General features: G+C 41.7%; 15 protein-coding genes and 1 tRNA gene. 9 read left to right on the plus strand and 7 right to left on the minus strand.

Going from position 1 to position 19,044, the window contains the following annotated elements; genetic code table 11:
• Positions 1 to 60 precede the first annotated feature (60 nt).
• From VM932_RS11325 to VM932_RS11350, 6 genes are all read left to right on the plus strand, one after another.
• Positions 61 to 942 (plus strand): peptidyl-prolyl cis-trans isomerase, encoded by an 882-nt coding sequence (locus tag VM932_RS11325; protein ID WP_326278892.1) that lies wholly within the window; start codon positions 61 to 63, stop codon positions 940 to 942.
• On the plus strand, positions 926 to 2,326 hold the full coding sequence (locus tag VM932_RS11330; RefSeq protein WP_326278893.1) for a peptidylprolyl isomerase: 1,401 nt from the start codon (positions 926 to 928) through the stop codon (positions 2,324 to 2,326). The genes VM932_RS11325 and VM932_RS11330 overlap by 17 nt, the downstream gene beginning before the upstream one ends.
• A gap of 4 nt (positions 2,327 to 2,330) precedes the next feature.
• Positions 2,331 to 3,284 (plus strand): AAA family ATPase, encoded by a 954-nt coding sequence (locus tag VM932_RS11335; RefSeq protein ID WP_326278894.1) that lies wholly within the window; start codon positions 2,331 to 2,333, stop codon positions 3,282 to 3,284.
• 104 nt (positions 3,285 to 3,388) lie between these two features.
• Positions 3,389 to 5,656: an aconitate hydratase gene (locus VM932_RS11340; RefSeq protein ID WP_326278895.1), complete on the plus strand. Its 2,268-nt coding sequence runs from the start codon at positions 3,389 to 3,391 to the stop codon at positions 5,654 to 5,656.
• An 80-nt stretch (positions 5,657 to 5,736) separates the two neighbouring features.
• Positions 5,737 to 6,297 (plus strand): TlpA family protein disulfide reductase, encoded by a 561-nt coding sequence (locus VM932_RS11345; protein WP_326278896.1) that lies wholly within the window; start codon positions 5,737 to 5,739, stop codon positions 6,295 to 6,297.
• Positions 6,294 to 6,860 carry a TlpA family protein disulfide reductase gene (locus tag VM932_RS11350; RefSeq protein ID WP_326278897.1) on the plus strand — a complete coding sequence of 189 codons (567 nt, stop codon included), beginning with the start codon at positions 6,294 to 6,296 and terminating at the stop codon, positions 6,858 to 6,860. The genes VM932_RS11345 and VM932_RS11350 overlap by 4 nt, the downstream gene beginning before the upstream one ends.
• 8 nt (positions 6,861 to 6,868) lie before the next feature.
• On the opposite strand, the gene VM932_RS11355 is transcribed toward VM932_RS11350, so the two are convergent.
• From VM932_RS11355 to VM932_RS11385, 7 genes are all read right to left on the minus strand, one after another.
• Positions 6,869 to 7,321, minus strand: coding sequence for a sterol desaturase family protein (locus VM932_RS11355; RefSeq protein WP_326278898.1), 453 nt, complete (start codon positions 7,319 to 7,321; stop codon positions 6,869 to 6,871).
• Positions 7,318 to 8,160, minus strand: a complete 843-nt coding sequence (locus VM932_RS11360) for a phytoene/squalene synthase family protein (RefSeq protein ID WP_326278899.1) — start codon at positions 8,158 to 8,160, stop codon at positions 7,318 to 7,320. Before VM932_RS11360 ends, VM932_RS11355 begins: the two co-directional genes overlap by 4 nt.
• Entirely contained in the window at positions 8,157 to 9,617 is a 1,461-nt protein-coding gene (locus tag VM932_RS11365; RefSeq protein WP_326278900.1) for a phytoene desaturase family protein, read from the minus strand. The genes VM932_RS11360 and VM932_RS11365 overlap by 4 nt, the downstream gene beginning before the upstream one ends.
• A 6-nt stretch (positions 9,618 to 9,623) precedes the next feature.
• Positions 9,624 to 10,523, minus strand: a complete 900-nt coding sequence (locus VM932_RS11370; RefSeq protein WP_326278901.1) for a MerR family transcriptional regulator — start codon at positions 10,521 to 10,523, stop codon at positions 9,624 to 9,626.
• Between the two features lie 232 nt (positions 10,524 to 10,755).
• A complete protein-coding gene (locus tag VM932_RS11375) occupies positions 10,756 to 12,366 on the minus strand; it encodes an alanine/glycine:cation symporter family protein (RefSeq protein WP_326278902.1) in 1,611 nt (536 codons plus the stop codon).
• Positions 12,367 to 12,472: 106 nt separating this feature from the next.
• On the minus strand, positions 12,473 to 13,576 hold the full coding sequence (locus tag VM932_RS11380; RefSeq protein ID WP_326278903.1) for a hypothetical protein: 1,104 nt from the start codon (positions 13,574 to 13,576) through the stop codon (positions 12,473 to 12,475).
• A 160-nt stretch (positions 13,577 to 13,736) separates the two neighbouring features.
• Positions 13,737 to 13,820: transfer RNA gene (locus VM932_RS11385), tRNA-Leu, on the minus strand.
• A 165-nt stretch (positions 13,821 to 13,985) separates the two neighbouring features.
• On the opposite strand from VM932_RS11385, the gene VM932_RS11390 reads away from it, so the two are divergent.
• From VM932_RS11390 to VM932_RS11400, 3 genes are all read left to right on the plus strand, one after another.
• Positions 13,986 to 14,546: an RNA polymerase sigma-70 factor gene (locus VM932_RS11390; protein WP_326278904.1), complete on the plus strand. Its 561-nt coding sequence runs from the start codon at positions 13,986 to 13,988 to the stop codon at positions 14,544 to 14,546.
• Positions 14,547 to 14,667: 121 nt separating this feature from the next.
• A complete protein-coding gene (locus tag VM932_RS11395) occupies positions 14,668 to 15,621 on the plus strand; it encodes a FecR family protein (protein ID WP_326278905.1) in 954 nt (317 codons plus the stop codon).
• Between the two features lie 149 nt (positions 15,622 to 15,770).
• Positions 15,771 to 19,025, plus strand: coding sequence for a SusC/RagA family TonB-linked outer membrane protein (locus tag VM932_RS11400; RefSeq protein WP_326278906.1), 3,255 nt, complete (start codon positions 15,771 to 15,773; stop codon positions 19,023 to 19,025).
• Positions 19,026 to 19,044 lie beyond the last annotated feature (19 nt).

Here is a 19,044-nt window from a genome sequence, read left to right on the forward strand (position 1 = left end):
AATCTGTTAATGAAATTAGAACCTTCTTGTAAGGGATTTTGTAATTGTTATTTTTGCGAAATGCTTAAGCACCAAAAAAATACGCCGTTCCTTCTTTGCACTTTAATTGCAATCCTCGTTTCTTCTTGCGAGGGCATGTTCAACAAGGAAGAAGAGAAGGAACCTTTGGCAAGGGTGGACGATACTTTTTTGTACAAAGAGGACATTGCTTCCTTGATCAGGGACGACATGACAGCGGAGGACAGCACCATGTTCGTTACGAATTATATCAACAATTGGGCATCCAAGCAGTTGTTGTTGTCCAAATCAAAAATAAATCTACCCGAAGAGAAGTTGGCCGAATTTGACCGTTTGGTGTCCGATTACCGGGCCGACCTTTATACAAGGGCTTACATAGAGGCATTGGTGAACCAATCCCAGGACACTTCCGTTACCAAGGCACAGCTACAGGAGTTTTACGAGCGGGAGAAAGAAAACTTCAAACTAAACGAAAAATTGGTGCAGCTCAGGTTTGTGGGCATGTCCGAAAAGTTCTTGGACAGGGACGGTGTAGAGGCCAAAATAAAAAATTGGGACGTTTCGGATAAAAGATATTTGGACTCCATCGCGGTACAGTTCAATAAAATTCATTTTAACGATTCTATTTGGATAAGTGCATCAAGGGTAATCGAAGAAATTCCACCTTTGACGCGGGCAAATGAGGAAACCCACTTAAAAAAATCACAATTTTTTGAGTTACAAGATTCGTTAGAGGTATATTTGGGCTTGGTGACCAATGTGTTGGAAGTCAACGAAACAGCTCCTTTTGATTATGTGGAGCCGGACATCAAACAATTGATATTGAACAGGAGACGGTTGAACTACATAAAAAAACTGGAAACCGAAATTATTGATGAAGCTATTAAGAAGAATGAATTTGAGGTTTATGACAAAGAAAATTAAAGGACTTTTTATTGCATTTTTTGCACTGTTCGGTATGGTACAAGCGCAGGAAGCCGACGAAGCATTGGGCGTTAACGATTCCACCAGTAATGCCAAAAAAGTAAAATTGGACGGTATTGCCGCCGTGGTCGGGGATTATGTGATCCTGGAGTCGGATATCGACAAAACATTGATAGACCTTCAAAACCAAGGGGCATCCACCGAAGATGTTACCCGATGCAACCTATTGGGCAAACTTATGGAGGATAGATTGTACGCCCACCAAGCGGTGCAGGACAGTTTGTTGGTCTCCGACGATATGGTAAATGCCCAGAGTGACCGTCAAATACAGCAATTGACCCAACAGATAGGAAGCGTGGAGAAGATGTTGAGCTACTATAAAAAGCCCGATATGGAAAGTTTCCGCGAAGAACTTTTTGAAATCAACAAACTGCGTATGCTATCCGAAAAAATGCAGGGCAAGATTGTTGAAGAGATTGAAGTGACCCCGGAAGAAGTTCGCCAATTTTTCTATAAAATTCCGGAAGATGAAAGACCTGTTTTTGGAGCAGAACTGGAAATTGCCCAGATTGTAAAACAGCCCGAGGCCCCGGAAGAGGAAAAACAAAAGGTCATTGACCAGTTAAAGGAAATTCGCCAAGATGTATTGGAGAACGATGCGAGTTTTAATGTAAAGGCCATTTTGTACTCGCAAGATCCAGGTTCTAAATCCAAAGGAGGTTTTTATAGTATGACGAAAGAAACTCCGTTTGTAAAGGAATTTAAGGATGTAGCCTTCAGTCTTCAGGAAGGGGAGATATCGGAGCCCTTTGAAACAAGTTTCGGCTATCATATTATTTATATAGAAAAAATCAGGGGACAAGAGTTAGATCTTCGACATATCCTCATGATTCCTAAAATCCCTCAAAGTGCTATTGATAAGGCCGTAAACGAATTGGATACTATCCGCCAACAAATTTTGGATGGCAAATATACTTTTGCCGAAGCAGCCCTGAACTTTTCAGATGAAAAAGAAACCAAGTTCGATGGTGGATTGCTCCGTAACCCAGTAAACTTTGATTCCCGTTTTGAGCTGACCAAAATGGATCCAACACTATATAATCAAGTTAGGGATTTAAAGGATGGTGAAATATCCCGTCCAATTCGTGAAGATGACCAAAGGGGAGGAGCTCCCAAGTTCAAAATCATGAAGATTTCCAACCGTTATGACGAGCACGAGGCAGATTTCGCAAAAGACTACATGAAAATCCAGGAACTGGCACTAAGGGAAAAGCAGTTCAAGGCCATTAAAGAATGGATGGACGAACATATAGAGGATACTTATATCCATGTTGACTCCGAAAGTAGGGACTGCGATTTTGCAAACAACTGGGTAAAGGAATAATTGTATGTCGGATGTAGTTGCAGTAGAAAATCTGGTAAAAAAGCACCAAGATTTAAAAAAAGAGATTGCCAAGGTCATTGTAGGCCAAGATGAAGTGATCGAACAAATACTACTATCCATCTACACCGGGGGCCACTCCTTGTTGATCGGTGTTCCCGGTCTTGCAAAAACATTGATGATTAACACCATTGCACAAACCTTGGGACTGGATTTTAAAAGAATCCAGTTTACGCCCGACCTAATGCCCAGCGATATTTTAGGAAGTGAGGTCTTGGACCAAAACCGAAACTTTAAATTTATTAAGGGACCGGTTTTTGGCAATATCATTTTGGCTGATGAGATCAACCGTACACCACCAAAAACCCAAGCAGCTTTGCTGGAGGCCATGCAGGAGAGGGCGGTGACCATTGCTGGAAAGCAGTACAAATTGAATCGACCCTATTTTGTACTGGCCACACAAAACCCGATAGAGCAAGAAGGCACCTACCCATTGCCCGAAGCGCAATTGGACCGCTTTATGTTCGCCATAGAGCTGAAATACCCCTCGATTGAAGAGGAAATCCAAGTGGTAAAATCCACTACTACGGATGATCAGGTCCAGATAAACACACTTTTCAATGCCGACGAAATCATCGAAGTACAGCATTTGGTAAGACGTATTCCCGTGCCAGACAATGTTGTGGATTATGCGGTTAGGTTGGTCAATAGAACAAGGCCGGACCAAGAAGGTGCATCCGATTACGTAAAAAGTTATATTGATTGGGGAGCAGGCCCGAGGGCGTCACAGAACTTGGTTTTGGCAGCTAAGGCCCATGCGGCCATTAATGGTAAGTTCTCTCCGGACATCGAAGATGTTAAGGCAGTTTCCCTGGGAATCCTTCGCCACAGGATCCTAAAAAACTACAAAGCTGAGGCTGAAGGCATCAATGAGGAAAAAATTATCACGGAATTATTGTAAAAAATAGGAAAGTCAACACTTATTTAGTGCGATTCTAATTCCAAATTACTTCTCATTTTAGTAAATTTACCGAATTACGAAAATCTTAAAAACTCAATTGTATAATGGCATTTGATATAGACATGATTAAGGGTGTTTACGCTTCCATAGGGGAACGTGTGGAAAAAGCCCGTGAATTGGTGGGCAAGCCCCTTACACTTTCCGAAAAAATCTTATACTCCCACCTTTGGGACGGTAAACCCGAAAAAGCATTTGTAAGAGGCAAGGATTACGTTGACTTTGCACCCGATAGAATCGCTTGTCAAGATGCAACGGCGCAAATGGCCTTGCTTCAATTTATGCAGGCGGGTAAGGATAAAGTAGCGGTGCCCACAACGGTTCACTGTGACCACTTAATCCAAGCCAAGGATGGCGCAGCATCAGATTTGAAGCACGCCAACGAAACCAGTAAAGAGGTTTTTGACTTCTTGGGGTCTGTATCGAACAAATATGGAATTGGATTTTGGAAACCAGGTGCAGGTATTATTCACCAAGTTGTCTTGGAAAATTATGCATTTCCTGGAGGTATGATGATCGGAACCGATTCCCATACCGTAAACGCCGGTGGATTGGGAATGGTGGCCATTGGTGTCGGTGGGGCCGATGCCGTGGATGTAATGGCAGGAATGGCCTGGGAGCTAAAATTCCCCAAGTTGATCGGTGTCAAATTGACCGGTAAGCTATCTGGTTGGACAGCCCCTAAAGATGTTATTCTAAAAGTGGCCGAAATTCTTACCGTAAAAGGGGGGACAGGTGCCATTGTGGAATATTTTGGCCCAGGAGCAACTTCCATGTCCTGTACTGGTAAAGGAACCATCTGTAACATGGGTGCGGAAATTGGAGCTACAACTTCCACATTCGGTTATGACGAATCCATGGAACGCTATTTAAGAGCTACGGACAGGTCCGATGTTGCCGATGAAGCCAATAAAGTTAAAGAACATTTGACCGCTGACCCAGAGGTGTATGCCAATCCAGAACAATATTTTGATCAAGTAATCGAAATAAACCTTTCCGAATTAAAGCCTTTGCTGAACGGACCATTTACCCCGGATTTGGCAACAGAAGTAGGAACAATGAAAGAAAAGGCCGAGAAAAACGATTGGCCTTTAGCTGTTGAGTGGGGATTGATAGGATCTTGTACCAACTCTTCTTATGAAGATTTATCGAGAGCATCATCCATTGCACAACAAGCTCTGGACAAAAAACTGAAAACAAAAGCTGAATTTGGTATCAACCCAGGTTCGGAACAAGTAAGATATACTACGGAGCGTGATGGTATCCTTGAGATATTCGAAAAATTGGATGCTACGATCTTTACCAATGCCTGTGGACCGTGTATTGGCCAATGGGCACGATACAAAGATCCAAAAAACGCACCAAAGAACAGCATTGTTCACTCCTTCAACCGAAACTTCGCAAAGCGCGCCGATGGAAACCCCAATACACACGCTTTTGTAGCTTCGCCCGAAATGACCGCTGCAATCGCCATTGCAGGTCGTTTGGATTTTAACCCCTTAACGGATAAGTTGATCAACGAAGATGGGGAAGAAGTAATGTTGGATGAACCGACAGGATGGGAATTGCCACCAAAAGGTTTTGAAGTTAAGGAAAACGGTTACGAAGACCCGTTGGAAGATGGAAGTGGAGTAGAGGTTAAAGTGGCTTCGGATTCCGAGCGCTTGCAATTGTTGGAACCATTTGTGCCCATCAAAGCAAGCGATCTTCAGGGTATGAAATTGTTGATAAAGGCCTTTGGAAAATGTACCACGGACCACATCTCCATGGCAGGGCCATGGTTGCGTTTCAGGGGGCATTTGGACAATATTGCCAATAATACTTTGATAGGCGCCGTAAATGCCTTTAACCAAAAGACAAACTTCGTTAAAAACCAAATTACAGGTGAGTACGGAGGTGTTCCCGATACCCAGCGTGAATACAAGAAAAAAGGAATCATGACGGTTGTTGTGGGAGACCACAACTACGGTGAAGGTTCATCAAGGGAGCATGCGGCCATGCAGCCAAGGCACTTGGGTGTTGCCGTTGTATTGGTAAAATCCTTTGCAAGGATCCACGAGACCAACCTTAAGAAACAAGGTATGTTGGCCTTGACCTTTGCCAATGAGGACGATTACGATTTGATCCAGGAGGATGATACGTTCAATATTGTTGATGCCGCTGAGTTTGCTCCTGACAAACCTTTGACCATCGAAGTAGTGCACTCTGATGGAAGTAAGGATACCATCGTAACAAACCATTCGTACAACGATGCGCAAATCAAGTGGTTCAACGAAGGTTCGGCCTTGAACTTGATCAAGAAGCAGAATGCTTAATTGTATCTAATATAATCTGTAAAAACTCCTGATGTTGTAAAAGATGTCAGGAGTTTTTAATTTTTGATAAATAATTTTCAATGAAGATCAACAAAAAGACCATTCTCAATGTTGTATTGATTCTTTTTATCCTATCGTTTTTTGTGACCCCGATCGGTTACTACGGGAAAATTTGGTTGAACAGGGCGTTTGCATTCTCTCCTGAGATCATCGATAAGGGCGAGCAACAAAAAATCACCGATTACGATTGGAAGCTAAAAGATGCAGAATGGAACTTTTTCAACTTTGAAAAATCCAAAGGAAAGGTAATCTTCATCAATTTATGGGCTTCATGGGGATTGCCATCGGAAGCAGAGCTTGCAAGTATTCAGGAATTGTACGACAAATATAAGGATGGAGTTGATTTTTACATCATCACCAATGAGGAGAGAGCACCTGTTGAGGCTTTTATGGAAGAGCACGAATTTACATTCCCAGTAACCTATTTGATCATAGGCGAAAAAATGCCCATTGATCCCAGCGAGGTGCCTTCTTCCTATTTGATCGATAGATCAGGAAGCATTGTGATTCACGAAGAAGGAATTTCGGATTGGAGCACCAATAAAGTTTATAAATTAATGGAACGGTTAATCGCAGAATGAAAATCACCAAGGAACAGATCGGCAACGCTATATGGATTTTGGCCATAGTTCTTATATTGTTTACTCCATTGGGATTTTATCCACGGGTATGGGTCAATAAAATTGTTGCTACAGTGATTAGTCCAAGCACTGTGGACAAGGATGAACAAACTAGGTTGAAAAACTATAACTGGAACCTTGTTGATCTAAAGGGTAAATCAACCAACCTCCAATCAAAACAAGGGGAAGTTATTTTGGTGAACGTTTGGGCAACCTGGTGCCCGCCATGTGTTGCAGAACTTCCTGGATTTGTGGAATTGTACTCGGATTATAAGAATAAAGTCGAATTTGCCTTCGTGGCCAATGATGAAAAACAAAAAGTTGAGGCATTTCTAAAGAAAAAAGGGTATGATTTACCAGTATATTTTCAAGCATCGGCCACACCAAAGGAGTTGGAAAGTAGTAGTATTCCCGTAACCTATATTATTGATAAAAAGGGCAATGTAGTGGTGGATAAAACGGGAGCCGCCAATTGGAATTCCGACAAGACCCGTAGCCTGTTGGATAAGTTGATTTCCGAATAGCCATTATTTTATTTCTTCTTAAAATATTTGAAAGGGACGACCAACATTCCAAAACATTCCCCGTCTTCTTTGCCCAAATGTTTATGATGGATTTTATGCGCCCTACGTACTCCTTTCGCATACCAATTGTTGGCATTCCTAAATATTTTAAAGCGTTGGTGAATAAATATATCGTGAACCGTAAAATAAGCAATGCCATAGGCCAAAATGCCAAATCCTAACGGCCATCCATACCAAAACGAGGTGTAACTGCCCAAGTAAAACAACGTCATGCTAACGACGGCGTAAAAAATAAAGAAAGCATCATTTCGCTCAAACCAGGAATCATGATCTTTTTTATGGTGGTCCTTATGCAGGCTCCATAGAAAACCATGCATCACGTATTTATGGGTAAACCATGCCATAAACTCCATAAAGCAAAAAGTTGCCAAAAATATCAGTATCCAAAGTGCTACTTTCATTGTACCAGTTGTAATTTATAATTTACATACGATTGTGCCAACAGACCAAATTTTTGATAGTTGGGGACACGGATCCTAGTGTTTTTTATCTCCAGAGGAGGTGTGCCCTGCAATTTTTGAAGCAGTTTTTTATAATATCTATACGCGGTATAAACTCCAAACTTGGCTTGTTCGGGCAACTGTACAATTCCTGAGTACCCAAGCGCAAAATCGGCCTTGATCTCGTTTACGATACGCTTTTTGGACTCCTCGTCCAGTTCCATCAAGTTGGTGTTCGGAAAATAGGCCCGGTTCAAATGCTCGTAATCAGCTTTTAGATCACGTAAAAAGTTCACTTTTTGAAAAGCGGAACCCAAAGCCATGGCCGATTCTTTCAAATTTTCATACTTTTCCTTGTCCCCTTTTACAAATACACAAAGGCACATCAACCCAACAACATCGGCAGAACCATAAATATACTCACGGTATTCATCAAAAGTCTCATAGTTTTTCTTGGTAAGGTCCATGCGCATGCTTTTCATAAAGGACGTTACCAAATGATGCGGAATGTCATACTTGTGATAGGTATGCTGAAAGGAATTCAAAATAGGGTTCAAACTAATTTTGTCATCAATGGCCCGTTCCATGTCTTTTTCAAAGGCATTGAACAATTTGGCCTTGTCGTAATCGTGAAAGGTATCCACAATTTCGTCGGCAAAACGTACAAAACCGTAAATATTGTATATATCGGAACGGATGGACGGTGCCAACATTTTGGTGGCCAACGAAAAGGAGGTGCTGTAAGACTGGGTCACGACCTTGCTGCAGTTGTAGGATACATCGTCAAAAATAGTTTTCATCTTTTTACTTCTTTAATGATTAAATCAGCCACCAGTTTTCCGGAGATCAGGGATGGTGGAACCCCTGGGCCGGGAACGGTCAACTGACCGGTAAAGAACAATTTTTTTACTTTGCTACTTTTGAGGTTAGGTCGTAAAAAAGCGGTTTGGCGCAACGTGTTTGCCAAGCCATAGGCATTGCCTTTATAAGAGTTATACTGCTCCACAAAATCGTTTACACAGAAACTTTCCTTAAAAATTACTGATTTTTTTACAGTTTGCTTGGTTAAATTTTCAAATCGGTCCATTACAATATCAAAATATTGGTCACGTACTTGTGGTGTATCTTCCAATCCAGGGGCAATGGGTACCAAGAAAAAACCTGTTTCTTTGCCATTTGGAGCCATTGTGGCATCGGTTATCGACGGAAAGTTGGCATAGAACAAAGGATTGCTGGGCCATTGGGGATTATCATAGATTTCTTGGGCATGTTTTTCAAAGTCGGTATCAAAAAACAAATTGTGATGTTCAATATTTTCCAACTTCTTGTCAAAACCTATATAGAACAACAGAGAGGAAGGGGCGTAGGTTTTTTTGTTCCAGTATTCTTCGGAATATTGTCGGTGTTTTTTGTCCAATAAAGTTTCGGAATGGTGATAGTCGGCACCGCTCACTACATAATCACCAAGATGATTTTTCCCTTTGCTTCTGATGCCCAAGACCTCTCCATCGGATACTAGAATATGTGTTGCGGGACTATTGGTGTGTATGGTTACGCCCAATTCTTCTGCCACACTTTGCATGGCCTTGATGATTTCGTACATACCACCTTTTGGATGCCAAGTGCCAAGACCAAAGTCGGCAAAATTCATAAAATTGTAGAAGGATGGGGTTTTGCTGGGTTTGGCCCCCAAAAAAAGTACGGGAAACTCCAAAGTGGATACCAACTTTGGATTTTTGAAGCGTTTACGCACCTGTTGACTTATGGTTTTAAAAAATTGGTCGACCTTTAATACGGTTTCTTTGGTTATAAGTTCCAAAGGGGAAAGACCGGGCCTCAACACCACTTTGTTGATAGCAATATTGTAATTTTCTTGGGCTTCGGCTATAAATTGTTTCAAGTGTTCGCTACTTCCCGATTCAATGCGTTCGAACTCGTTGCATATCTTTTCCATACAGTCACCTATGGTGATCACATCGTCTTCGAAGAAAATTTTATAGGCGGGGTTTAGCTTGTCCAACTGGTAATAATCCGAGGTCTTTTTGTTGAAGTCAGCAAAAAATTTATCAAAAATATCGGGCATCCAATACCAGCTTGGTCCAATATCAAAGGTAAAACCATCTTTGACCAATTGTCTTGCCCTACCGCCCGCAGTATCATTTTTTTCGAATAGTTCCACCTCAAATCCTTCTTTTGCCAAATAACATGAGGCGGATAGGGAAGAAAAACCAGAACCGATGACAATTACTTTTTCCATTTGGATTTAAAGCGATTCTATCAGTTGATTAATGGATTTAAATATTTTGATGGGACCCGAAGGTTGCTCATCCTCAAATTCTTGTATCTGATGACCCAAAACGTAAAGTTTGGAACCGGGCGATTTTTTTAACACCTTACGGAATCGTTTAAAATAATCATCAATGTCATCTTTGGTGGGTGCTACGGTAAAGTAGGAAATAAACCTGATGTTATCGTAATATTTCAGTAAATCCTCAAGACTTTCCACCGGCATGGTCTGTCCTAAATATATGGTTTTGTAGCCGTGAAGGGCCAATTGGTAATTAATGTACAAGAGCCCCAATTCGTGTATCTCGTTTTCAGGAAGAAAAAGGACGTATACTTCATTTTTTTTTGCGGGAGTTTCAAATTGAAGCTTCTCGGTATGGATGTATATTTTTTGTTTGATCAAGTTGGATATAAAATGCTCGTGGGCCGGGCTTATGGTATTGGTTTGCCATAGCAATCCAAGTTCGTTCAACAGGGGGATAAAGACCTCGTTAAAGATTTGGGTAAACGATTTCTCCTCCATGAGCCCATTGTAGGTCTTCAAAAAAAGTGATTGGTCAAAATTGAGCATCGATAGTTTCAATGAATTGAGTATGTGGTTCTTTTCACTTTTTCGCGAAACAATCTCATTGACCAATGCCGGTATTTTTTCATCCCCTAACTTGGCGATTTTGGAAATTTTGTACCCATTGTTATAAAGTAGGGTAACGTTCAATAACTTTTGTAGACTGGTAATGTTGTATGTCCGAATATTTGTGTTCGTTCTTTCAGGACGGAATAAATCATATCTCTTTTCCCAAATTCGGATGGTGTGGGCTTTTATGCCCGAAAGGTTCTCCATGTCCCGAATACTAAAAGAAGTTTTTACACTGTTCATCTTTTTTATTTAAACGTTAAACAAATTTACAATTTAAAAGATGTCATCCTAGTTATTTATCATAAATTTTGCACTAACTCTTCAAAAAGTCACGAATGTTTATGGAATTTTAACGATAAAGTCTTGTTCTCGTTATCTTCCTAAAAGCGGACAGTCTCTCCCTTGGAAAAAACTTGAACTGGCGTTTCTTGCCATTATCATGTACAATGCTGATGCCTATGGGGTCCTTTCCCTATTTTTTGGAAATCAAGTGCATATAGCCTTTGAATTCTTTTTTTACATAGGGGAACAAGATGAGCAAACCGACCATGTTTGGGAATACCAGGGCCAATATCATGGCATCTGAAAACTTTATCACAGCATCCAGGGTTATGGCAGCACCCAGCACAGTAAACAAAAGGAATATAATTTTATAGGTGAGGTCAGTGATCTTGCTTCTTCCAAAGAGGTATTTCCATGCCTGTAGCCCATAATAGGACCAAGATAGTATGGTGCTGAAGGCAAACAGGCATACAGCGGCCATTAGGACCCAGGAAGAACCGTTAATGGAATTTTCAAAAGCCAGGGATGTAATGTTCACCCCGCCCAACCGACTTCCATCAGCCATTAGAGCTTGGCCCTCTACTACATTGCCATATACAAAAACACCGTCCATGTTAAAGAGAATGATGATAACGGCTGTCATGGTACACACCAAAACAGTATCAATGAAAGGTTCCAACAAACCTACAAGTCCTTCCGATGCCGGGAATGAGGTATTAACGGCCGAATGTGCTATGGCGGCAGAGCCTGCGCCCGCTTCATTGGAAAAAGCAGCTCTTCTAAATCCTTGGATCATAACCCCTACAAATCCACCTGAAATTGTTGCTTCGGGGGTGAAGGCTTCTTTTAGGATAAGGGCAAAGGCATCATCGACCCATTCTATTTTGGAAAATATGATGAAGAGTGCCGCACCCACGTAAAGTATGGCCATAAAAGGAACCACTTTTTCCGTAACCTTGGCGATACGTTTAATCCCGCCAATGATTACAATTCCGGCCAAAATTGCAAAAACAAGGCCAATGATGCTCCCCGTGGCATCGCCGGTCAAACCAAAACGTTCTATAATCTGGGAGGCAGCTTGGTTGCTTTGGAAGGCATTTCCGCCACCAAAGGAAGCCCCCACGCAGAGTATGGCAAAAACTGAGGCCAAAAATTTGCCCAAGCGGGAAAACCCTCGCTGTTTTAACCCTCTGGACAAATAATACATGGGGCCACCATAAACATTGCCATCGGTGTCTATATCCCGATACTTTACCCCAAGGGTGCATTCCACAAACTTAGTGGACATGCCAAGCAGTCCGGCCAGTATCATCCAAAAAGTGGCTCCGGGCCCTCCAAAGGAAATGGCTACGGCCACCATGGCTATATTGCCCAGACCTACAGTACCCGATACCGCGGTGGCCAAGGCCTGAAAATGGTTTACCTCTCCCGAGTGCCCTTCATCTTTAATGGTATCCACCAAATCTCCCTCGACTTCATAAACCTGTGGTTTTGGTTTCGGGGGTGTTTTTTCAAGTTCATCGTATTTTCCTCGGACCACTTGTATGGCTGTTGAGAAATGACGGATGTTGATAAACCCAAAATAGACCGTAAAGAACAGGGCCCCCAGTATCAGAATGATAAGAATTATTGGAATGCCATGCCCGAATATGGGAACCTCTGCCAGAATCAGATTTTCCCACCATACGGCAAAGGGCATAAAGGCTTCATTTATTTTTTCGTCCAGACCTTTTTCGGATGTGGATGCTAAAATTGCATTGCTTGGAATGCATAATGTACTGTACAATAGAAATTTACCCATAATCGAAAGTTTGCCTGAATTTCGATTGTAGGTTCGGATTTTTTGGACATTGTCGGAATGAATCTCAAAATGTCAGTAACCAAATAACTGACAAATCAAAGCTAAGTCATTCATTTTCAATCTGTATGTTTTCTTTTGGGATATGGAGCCTAATTTTCCTTTCCCTGTTTTCCGACATTTCGAACAAAGTGCCTTTTAAGGGATGGTAGTGTTTGTCCCTTGTCCAATTCTTTTTGCCGAAGAGTCCATTCAGCAGCGCCTCCAATAACCTTTTAAGCTCATTGTGGTCGTTGATGTCATAGTTTTTGGAAGCTTCAAAGTTTTTTGGTTTGATTTCCAACCAATTATCGGTTGAATTTAGTTTGCGTTCGGCAAATGTTCTCAACAAGCGATAGAGGGCAGGGGTGAGCTTTACGACCCTGTTTTTATCACCAAGGAACCCAATCAGTGTAACTGAAGTTGCGCCGCTATTTTCTTTATTACCCGTCTTGGTAAATAATAGTTTTAGCTGATGGGGTTCTGGTATCACCGTTTCGGTAAGTTCCTTTACCCAGCTTAGTGCCAGGGCAAAGAACAGCATGATCAACGAAGTTTTGAAAATCGCTGAGAACAACAATAGATTAATGGTATTGTCCATCAACTTATATATTTGGGCCAAGAGCGTTACCAAAATGGTGATCAATGCTAACCAACCCAAGAGGGGAAGCCTTCTTTTTATAAAGGATTCCCATAGAACAAAGCCTAAAAATAGTAAGGTCAACAGTGCATAAACAACATCGAGTTCATTGATGACGTATGCTTCACGGACCAAAAACATTTTGAATAGGGTTGGAAACAGTGCAAATGCAAAAGGAATACCGATGATGTAGGGCCAAAACTTTGATTTTATCAAAGGAGCCAATGCCTTGGGCAAATATTTGAACCAAGGCAGGGCCATCAAAATAAACAAACTGTTAGTCAATGATAGAATACTCCTAAGACCATCTTTAAAGTGGGGGTAAAGACCATTATTGTTGAGGTATACGATTTCCACAAGCCCGGAAAAGGCCCAACAAAGCACCGAAAGAGCCAGCCAAACAGGGCCATAATCATCCTGTTTTTTCCCGATATGGTGCCAAATGGCCATTAAGGAAAGAAATGCAAAAAGGCAAACCGAAAGCTGCCACCATCCATAAAACATGGAAATTTCACTTGATACTTGTTCATCCATGCCTATCGTTTATATAAGGGATAAGTATTCAACTGTGACTGATTAGTAATTACTCGGAAAATAAATAAAAAAAGCAGAAGTAAAAAGAATGACTAAAAATAGAAGTATATCCGTAACCTTGAAAACAAAAAAAACCGCAAGATTTTGCGGTTTTCTTCTGTGCCCACGACTGGAGTCGAACCAGCACGTCCTTACGAACACTACCCCCTCAAGGTAGCGTGTCTACCAATTCCACCACGTGGGCCTTTGCAATTTTAGGTGTGCAAATATAATTTTTTTGGATAAAAGGGAAGGGTTTTAATGGCTTTTTATGGTCGATGGTTTTTAAAACCAACACGAGAACAAGTTTTCGTAAAGTTTACAATATCATAATATCCGTCCACTTTTATTTTTATGAAATTTGTCCGTGATGAAACACCCCCATACAAATGAAGCACAGCAAGAACTTGCTGTCCGGGTCAAAGCCTCGGACAGGAATGCATTTAACAGTCTGTTCTCCATGCTTTGGGAGCCCATGTACGTTTACGCAGCGTCTTTGGTAATGAACGATTCCCTGGCCAAGGATTTGGTTCAGGACATCTGGATCGATTATTGGCAACGCAGGGAAACTGTAGAGGTAAACCATATTAAGTCATATCTCTTCAAAGCGATTCGGTATAAATGTTACAATACTTTAAGGGATACCAAGTTTAACAAAACACAGATTGAGGCTGCCAATTCGATTTATATAGCCCCAGAAATGGAGTTGGAAGAAGACCTTATGGAGCTTACCGAACGTATTGATGTAAGTATGGCCGATCTCCCACAAAGATGCCAGGAAGTATTTAGGTTGAGCCGAATACACAACATCAGTAATAAGGAAATCGCGGAGCGACTGAACATTTCCCATCGCTCGGTTGAGAATCAAATTTCCTTTGCCCTCCGCAGGCTGCGCAAAGACCTTTCCATTGTTAAATCATTGTTCCTTTAAATGATGGGTTTTTTAGCTTAAGGTTAAGAGGTTTCCTGTAGTATTAAGTAATCATTAAAACAGATTTTTCGAGTGTGCGTCCCTGTACGTTTCTGGTACTTGTAGTTGAAACGGACATACAATGACTGAAAATGAGATTAAGGTTTTGATGAAAAAATACCTCAATGGTACCATTACCAAAAAGGAGGAATCACTCTTGGAGGAGTTTGACCATAAGTTGCTTTTCAAGAACCATCATAACGTTTTTAAAAATCCAAAACAAAAGAAGCGGGTAGGTCAAAAATTGGCCAAGCATATAAATAATTCCAAAAGAAGGCCAATACTAAAATGGAGCAGCGTGGCGGCTTCGTTAACCTTGTTGATTGGACTTGGATATTTTGCCTACATCTTCACCCATCAAACAGAAGTGGTAGAACCCATTGCCGAGATTACCAAAACCACGGAATGGGGACAAAAGCTACACATTGTTTTGGCCGACGGTACCGAGGTATATCTTAACGCTGGCAGTACCATAAAATATCCGCAACGATTTGAAGGCGATACAAGGGAAGTGGAACTCGAAGGCGAAGCTTTTTTTGATGTTGCTAAAGACCTGGATAAACCATTTATCATAAAATCGGGCGAGGTGGCAACCACGGTGCTGGGTACTTCTTTTAATGTGAACACCTATCCAGAAAACCAGCAAGTGGCAATAACAGTGGCAACGGGCAAGGTAAAAGTAGCTTCACAAGAAAGTGAACTGCTCCTATTGCCCAATGAGCAGGGTGTTTTCGATAGAAATTCAAAAGCCATTTCCAAGGAAAAGATAGATATTGCCTCATTTCTACATTGGAAAGACGGCATCATTCATTTTGATGACGCAGAACTGTCCAAAGTACTACAGACTTTGGAACGCTGGTACGGCGTAACTTTTGTGGTTGATAACAATACCATTGGCAATTGCCATATTACCGCAACATACGATAACGAAAGATTGGATGCTATTCTGGAAAGCATTGTGTATGCTAAAAAGGGATTGCACTATCAATTTTTGGATAAAAATAAAGTCCAATTAAAAGGAAAATGTACTGACTAAAACCAACTCAAATCAAAAACAGCATTAATATGACATAAAAGCAAACAAATTAAAAAGAGACAGCCCGTAACACTTTGGCGAGCGGAAACAGGCTGTCGACTGTTCAATAATTACAAATACTTATAACCATTTAAACATTATGTGAAATTATGAATTCACTAACTATTAAACAATTAATCAAGTTGACATTCCATACATTTTGCTTTCTGATTGTTTTGGCTCTGCTGAACCCGGTGCTTGCTGCCGATGTCAGGGGGCAGAACTTGGAAAGTTTTAAGGTGGACCTGTCTATGGACGACGCCACTGTAGTAGATGTGCTTAAACAAATTGAAGATCAAACGGATTTTAAATTTGTTTACGACCGAAAAGTGGGCAGGTTGCAAAACACCTATAGCATTGCCTACCAAAACGTATCATTAAAATCTGTTTTGGAATTAATGGCCAAAGATGCCCGCCTTACTTTTAGAAGAATCAACAACACCATTTCCATAGATGTTAAGCCCAAGGCCCCAAAACGAGTGGTCGAAGTGGTTTTTATTTCCGTTACGGGTCAAGTAACGGATGAAAACGGAGTTCCATTGGCCGGTGCTTCGGTTATGGAAAAGGGTAGGGGCAACGGTACCATTACCGATTTTGATGGAAACTTTTCCATTGATGTTGAAAGTGATGCAATCCTTCAAGTTTCCTACTTGGGCTACAAACCCCAAGAAGTTTCCGTAGATGGCCGCAGTACCATCAATATTCAGTTGGAGCAGGATGCCACCATGTTGGAAGATGTGGTCGTTGTTGGGTATGGCACTCAAAGAAAAACAGATGTGACTGGTTCTATCGCTTCCGTGGACAGCGAAGATTTTAACAAAGGAATCGTGATGAACCCCGGGCAACTTTTACAAGGTAAAGTAGCGGGTGTGAACATTTCCAACGTTAGTGGAGAGCCAGGAGCAGCACAGGATGTAATCATCAGGGGTGTTGGGAGTCTCCGTTCGGGGACCACACCACTTTATGTAATCGACGGTTTTGCTTTGGACAATACGAGCACCGGTGTTCCGACCAACCCCTTGAACTTCATCAACCCACAAGACATAAAAAGTATAGATGTGCTTAAGGATGCCTCTGCCGCAGCAATTTATGGTGCGAGAGCCGCCAATGGAGTAATTGTGATTACCACCAAAAGGGGCAAGGCCGGAAGAACCAGCATGGATTTGAACGTATCCACCGGGTTTTCAACCTTGGCCAACCAAGTTGATGTTTTTTCGGCTGATCGTTTTAGACAGGAAGTTGTTGCAACAGGCGGTACCTTGGAAGATGGCGGAGCCAATACCAATTGGCAAGATGCATTGAGCAGGACAGGGTTTACCAAAAATGTGAATTTAGCCATGAGCGGCGCATCCGAAAAATTCTCCTACCGAGCATCCTTGGGCGTTAATGATCAAGAAGGAATTCTTAGGGGCAACGATCTTAAACGTTATTCAGGTCGATTGAATTTGACCCAAAGGGCTTTCAACGATCGTTTAAAGGTCGAGTTTAATATGACAGCTACCAGGACCGAGAACCTTCGCGCAGATTCAAGGGCGATTGTGGGAGACATGCTTCAGCTGAACCCAACATTGCCTTTGTACACCGATGGGCAACCAACCTTGTTGGATAACATGCTCAATCCCTTGACCAGAGAGCAAATATACAGTGATGATGCCGTGAACCATCGTATTTTGGCCAATTTGGCCCCTTCCGTGGAAATTGTGAATGGGCTTACCTATAAGTTGAACTTGGGCGTGGATTACTCATCTACACAAAGGGATATACAGTACAAGCCCTACTCTTTGTTGGAAGATTACATAAGGGGGGAACTGAACAGTATTTACACCACCAACAAAAACAGTCTTATCGAGAATACATTGACGTATAATTTGATGACCGATAAGCACAACCTCACTTTTTTGGTTGGACATAGTTATCAAGAAACCTATGTGCACCAGAAGAGTTTTGAAATGGAAGGTTTTTCGGATAATGGTATCGACCCAAAATATCAGGATCAGATAAGTTCTGAAGATATGCCAACTTTTATGAATACTTATGCCACAAAGAATGAGCTGCAATCTTTCTTTGGTAGGGCCAATTATGTGTTCGATAACAGGTATATGCTTACCGCCACCATGAGGGCGGACGGGTCATCCAAGTTTGGTGGGAACAACAAGTATGGATATTTCCCCTCCGTTGCCGCTGGTTGGAACATTATGAACGAAGCATTCTTGAGCTCGAACACAACCATCAATAATTTAAAGCTTAGGGCAAGTTGGGGTAGAACCGGTAATCAAGAAATTCCATCAAAAATTACAAAAAGAAGTTTCACCGATAGTAGGGACAATAATGATTCCTACCCCATCAATGGCGACGAAAAGACCTTGGCCGATTACCCTTACGGAACCATTTTTACCCGTTTGGCCAATCCCGACATCCAATGGGAAGTATCCGAGCAATTGGATTTTGGTTTGGATTTTGGACTGTTCAACAATCGTTTGTCCGGTACGTTGGATTATTTCAATAAAGTTTCTGAGAATATTTTGTTGGAAGTAACCCCGGCCGACCCTGTTCAACCTACCGATAAATACTGGACCAATATTCCCGATATGGAAATTAAGAACAGCGGTTTTGAACTTGCCTTGGATTACCACAGCGATTACAGCAAGGATTTTTCCTATAACATCGGCGGTAACTTGGCCTATACCAAAAACGAAGTGTCCAACTCACCCTACGAAGTGCTGACCACGGGAGCTGCACAAGGAGCGGGTCAGACCGATGCAACCATTAACGGAAACATTAATGGTGAACCAATAGGAGCTTATTATATGCAGGAGTTCTTGGGAATCGGAGATGATGGCCTGAGTATTTTGTCCGAAGATAGGAGAGTAGTGGGGAGTGCATTGCCAGATTTGATCTATGCATTTTATCTGAACTTCAACTATAAGAACTTTGATCTTGGATTGAACTTTAACGGGGTTTCTGGAAACAAGGTGTACAACCACACCGCAATGTCTTTGTTCAGTAAAGGGCTTTTAAGTTCCAACTTTAACACGACCTCCATTGCCACGCAATTTCCCAATGAGGATATCACCAACTCCAATGCCGTATCCACCAGATATTTGGAGGACGGTGATTTCTTGAGGTTGAACAATGCCACTTTGGGTTACAACCTTAGTCCGGAATTGGTCGGTCTTGAAGGATTGGTAAACACGATTCGCTTTTCCATAACGGGGCAAAACCTATTTGTGATTACGGATTACAGCGGTTTTGACCCGGAAATCAATTCAAACTTGACTATAGACGGCATACAGACCTTTGGGATTGATTACTTCAATTATCCCAAAACAAGAACCCTTGTATTTGGCTTAAACGTATCATTCTAATCAAAAAAAACACTTCAAA

It is taken from the genome of Flagellimonas halotolerans, from assembly GCF_035818535.1.
GTDB lineage: Bacteria > Bacteroidota > Bacteroidia > Flavobacteriales > Flavobacteriaceae > Flagellimonas > Flagellimonas halotolerans.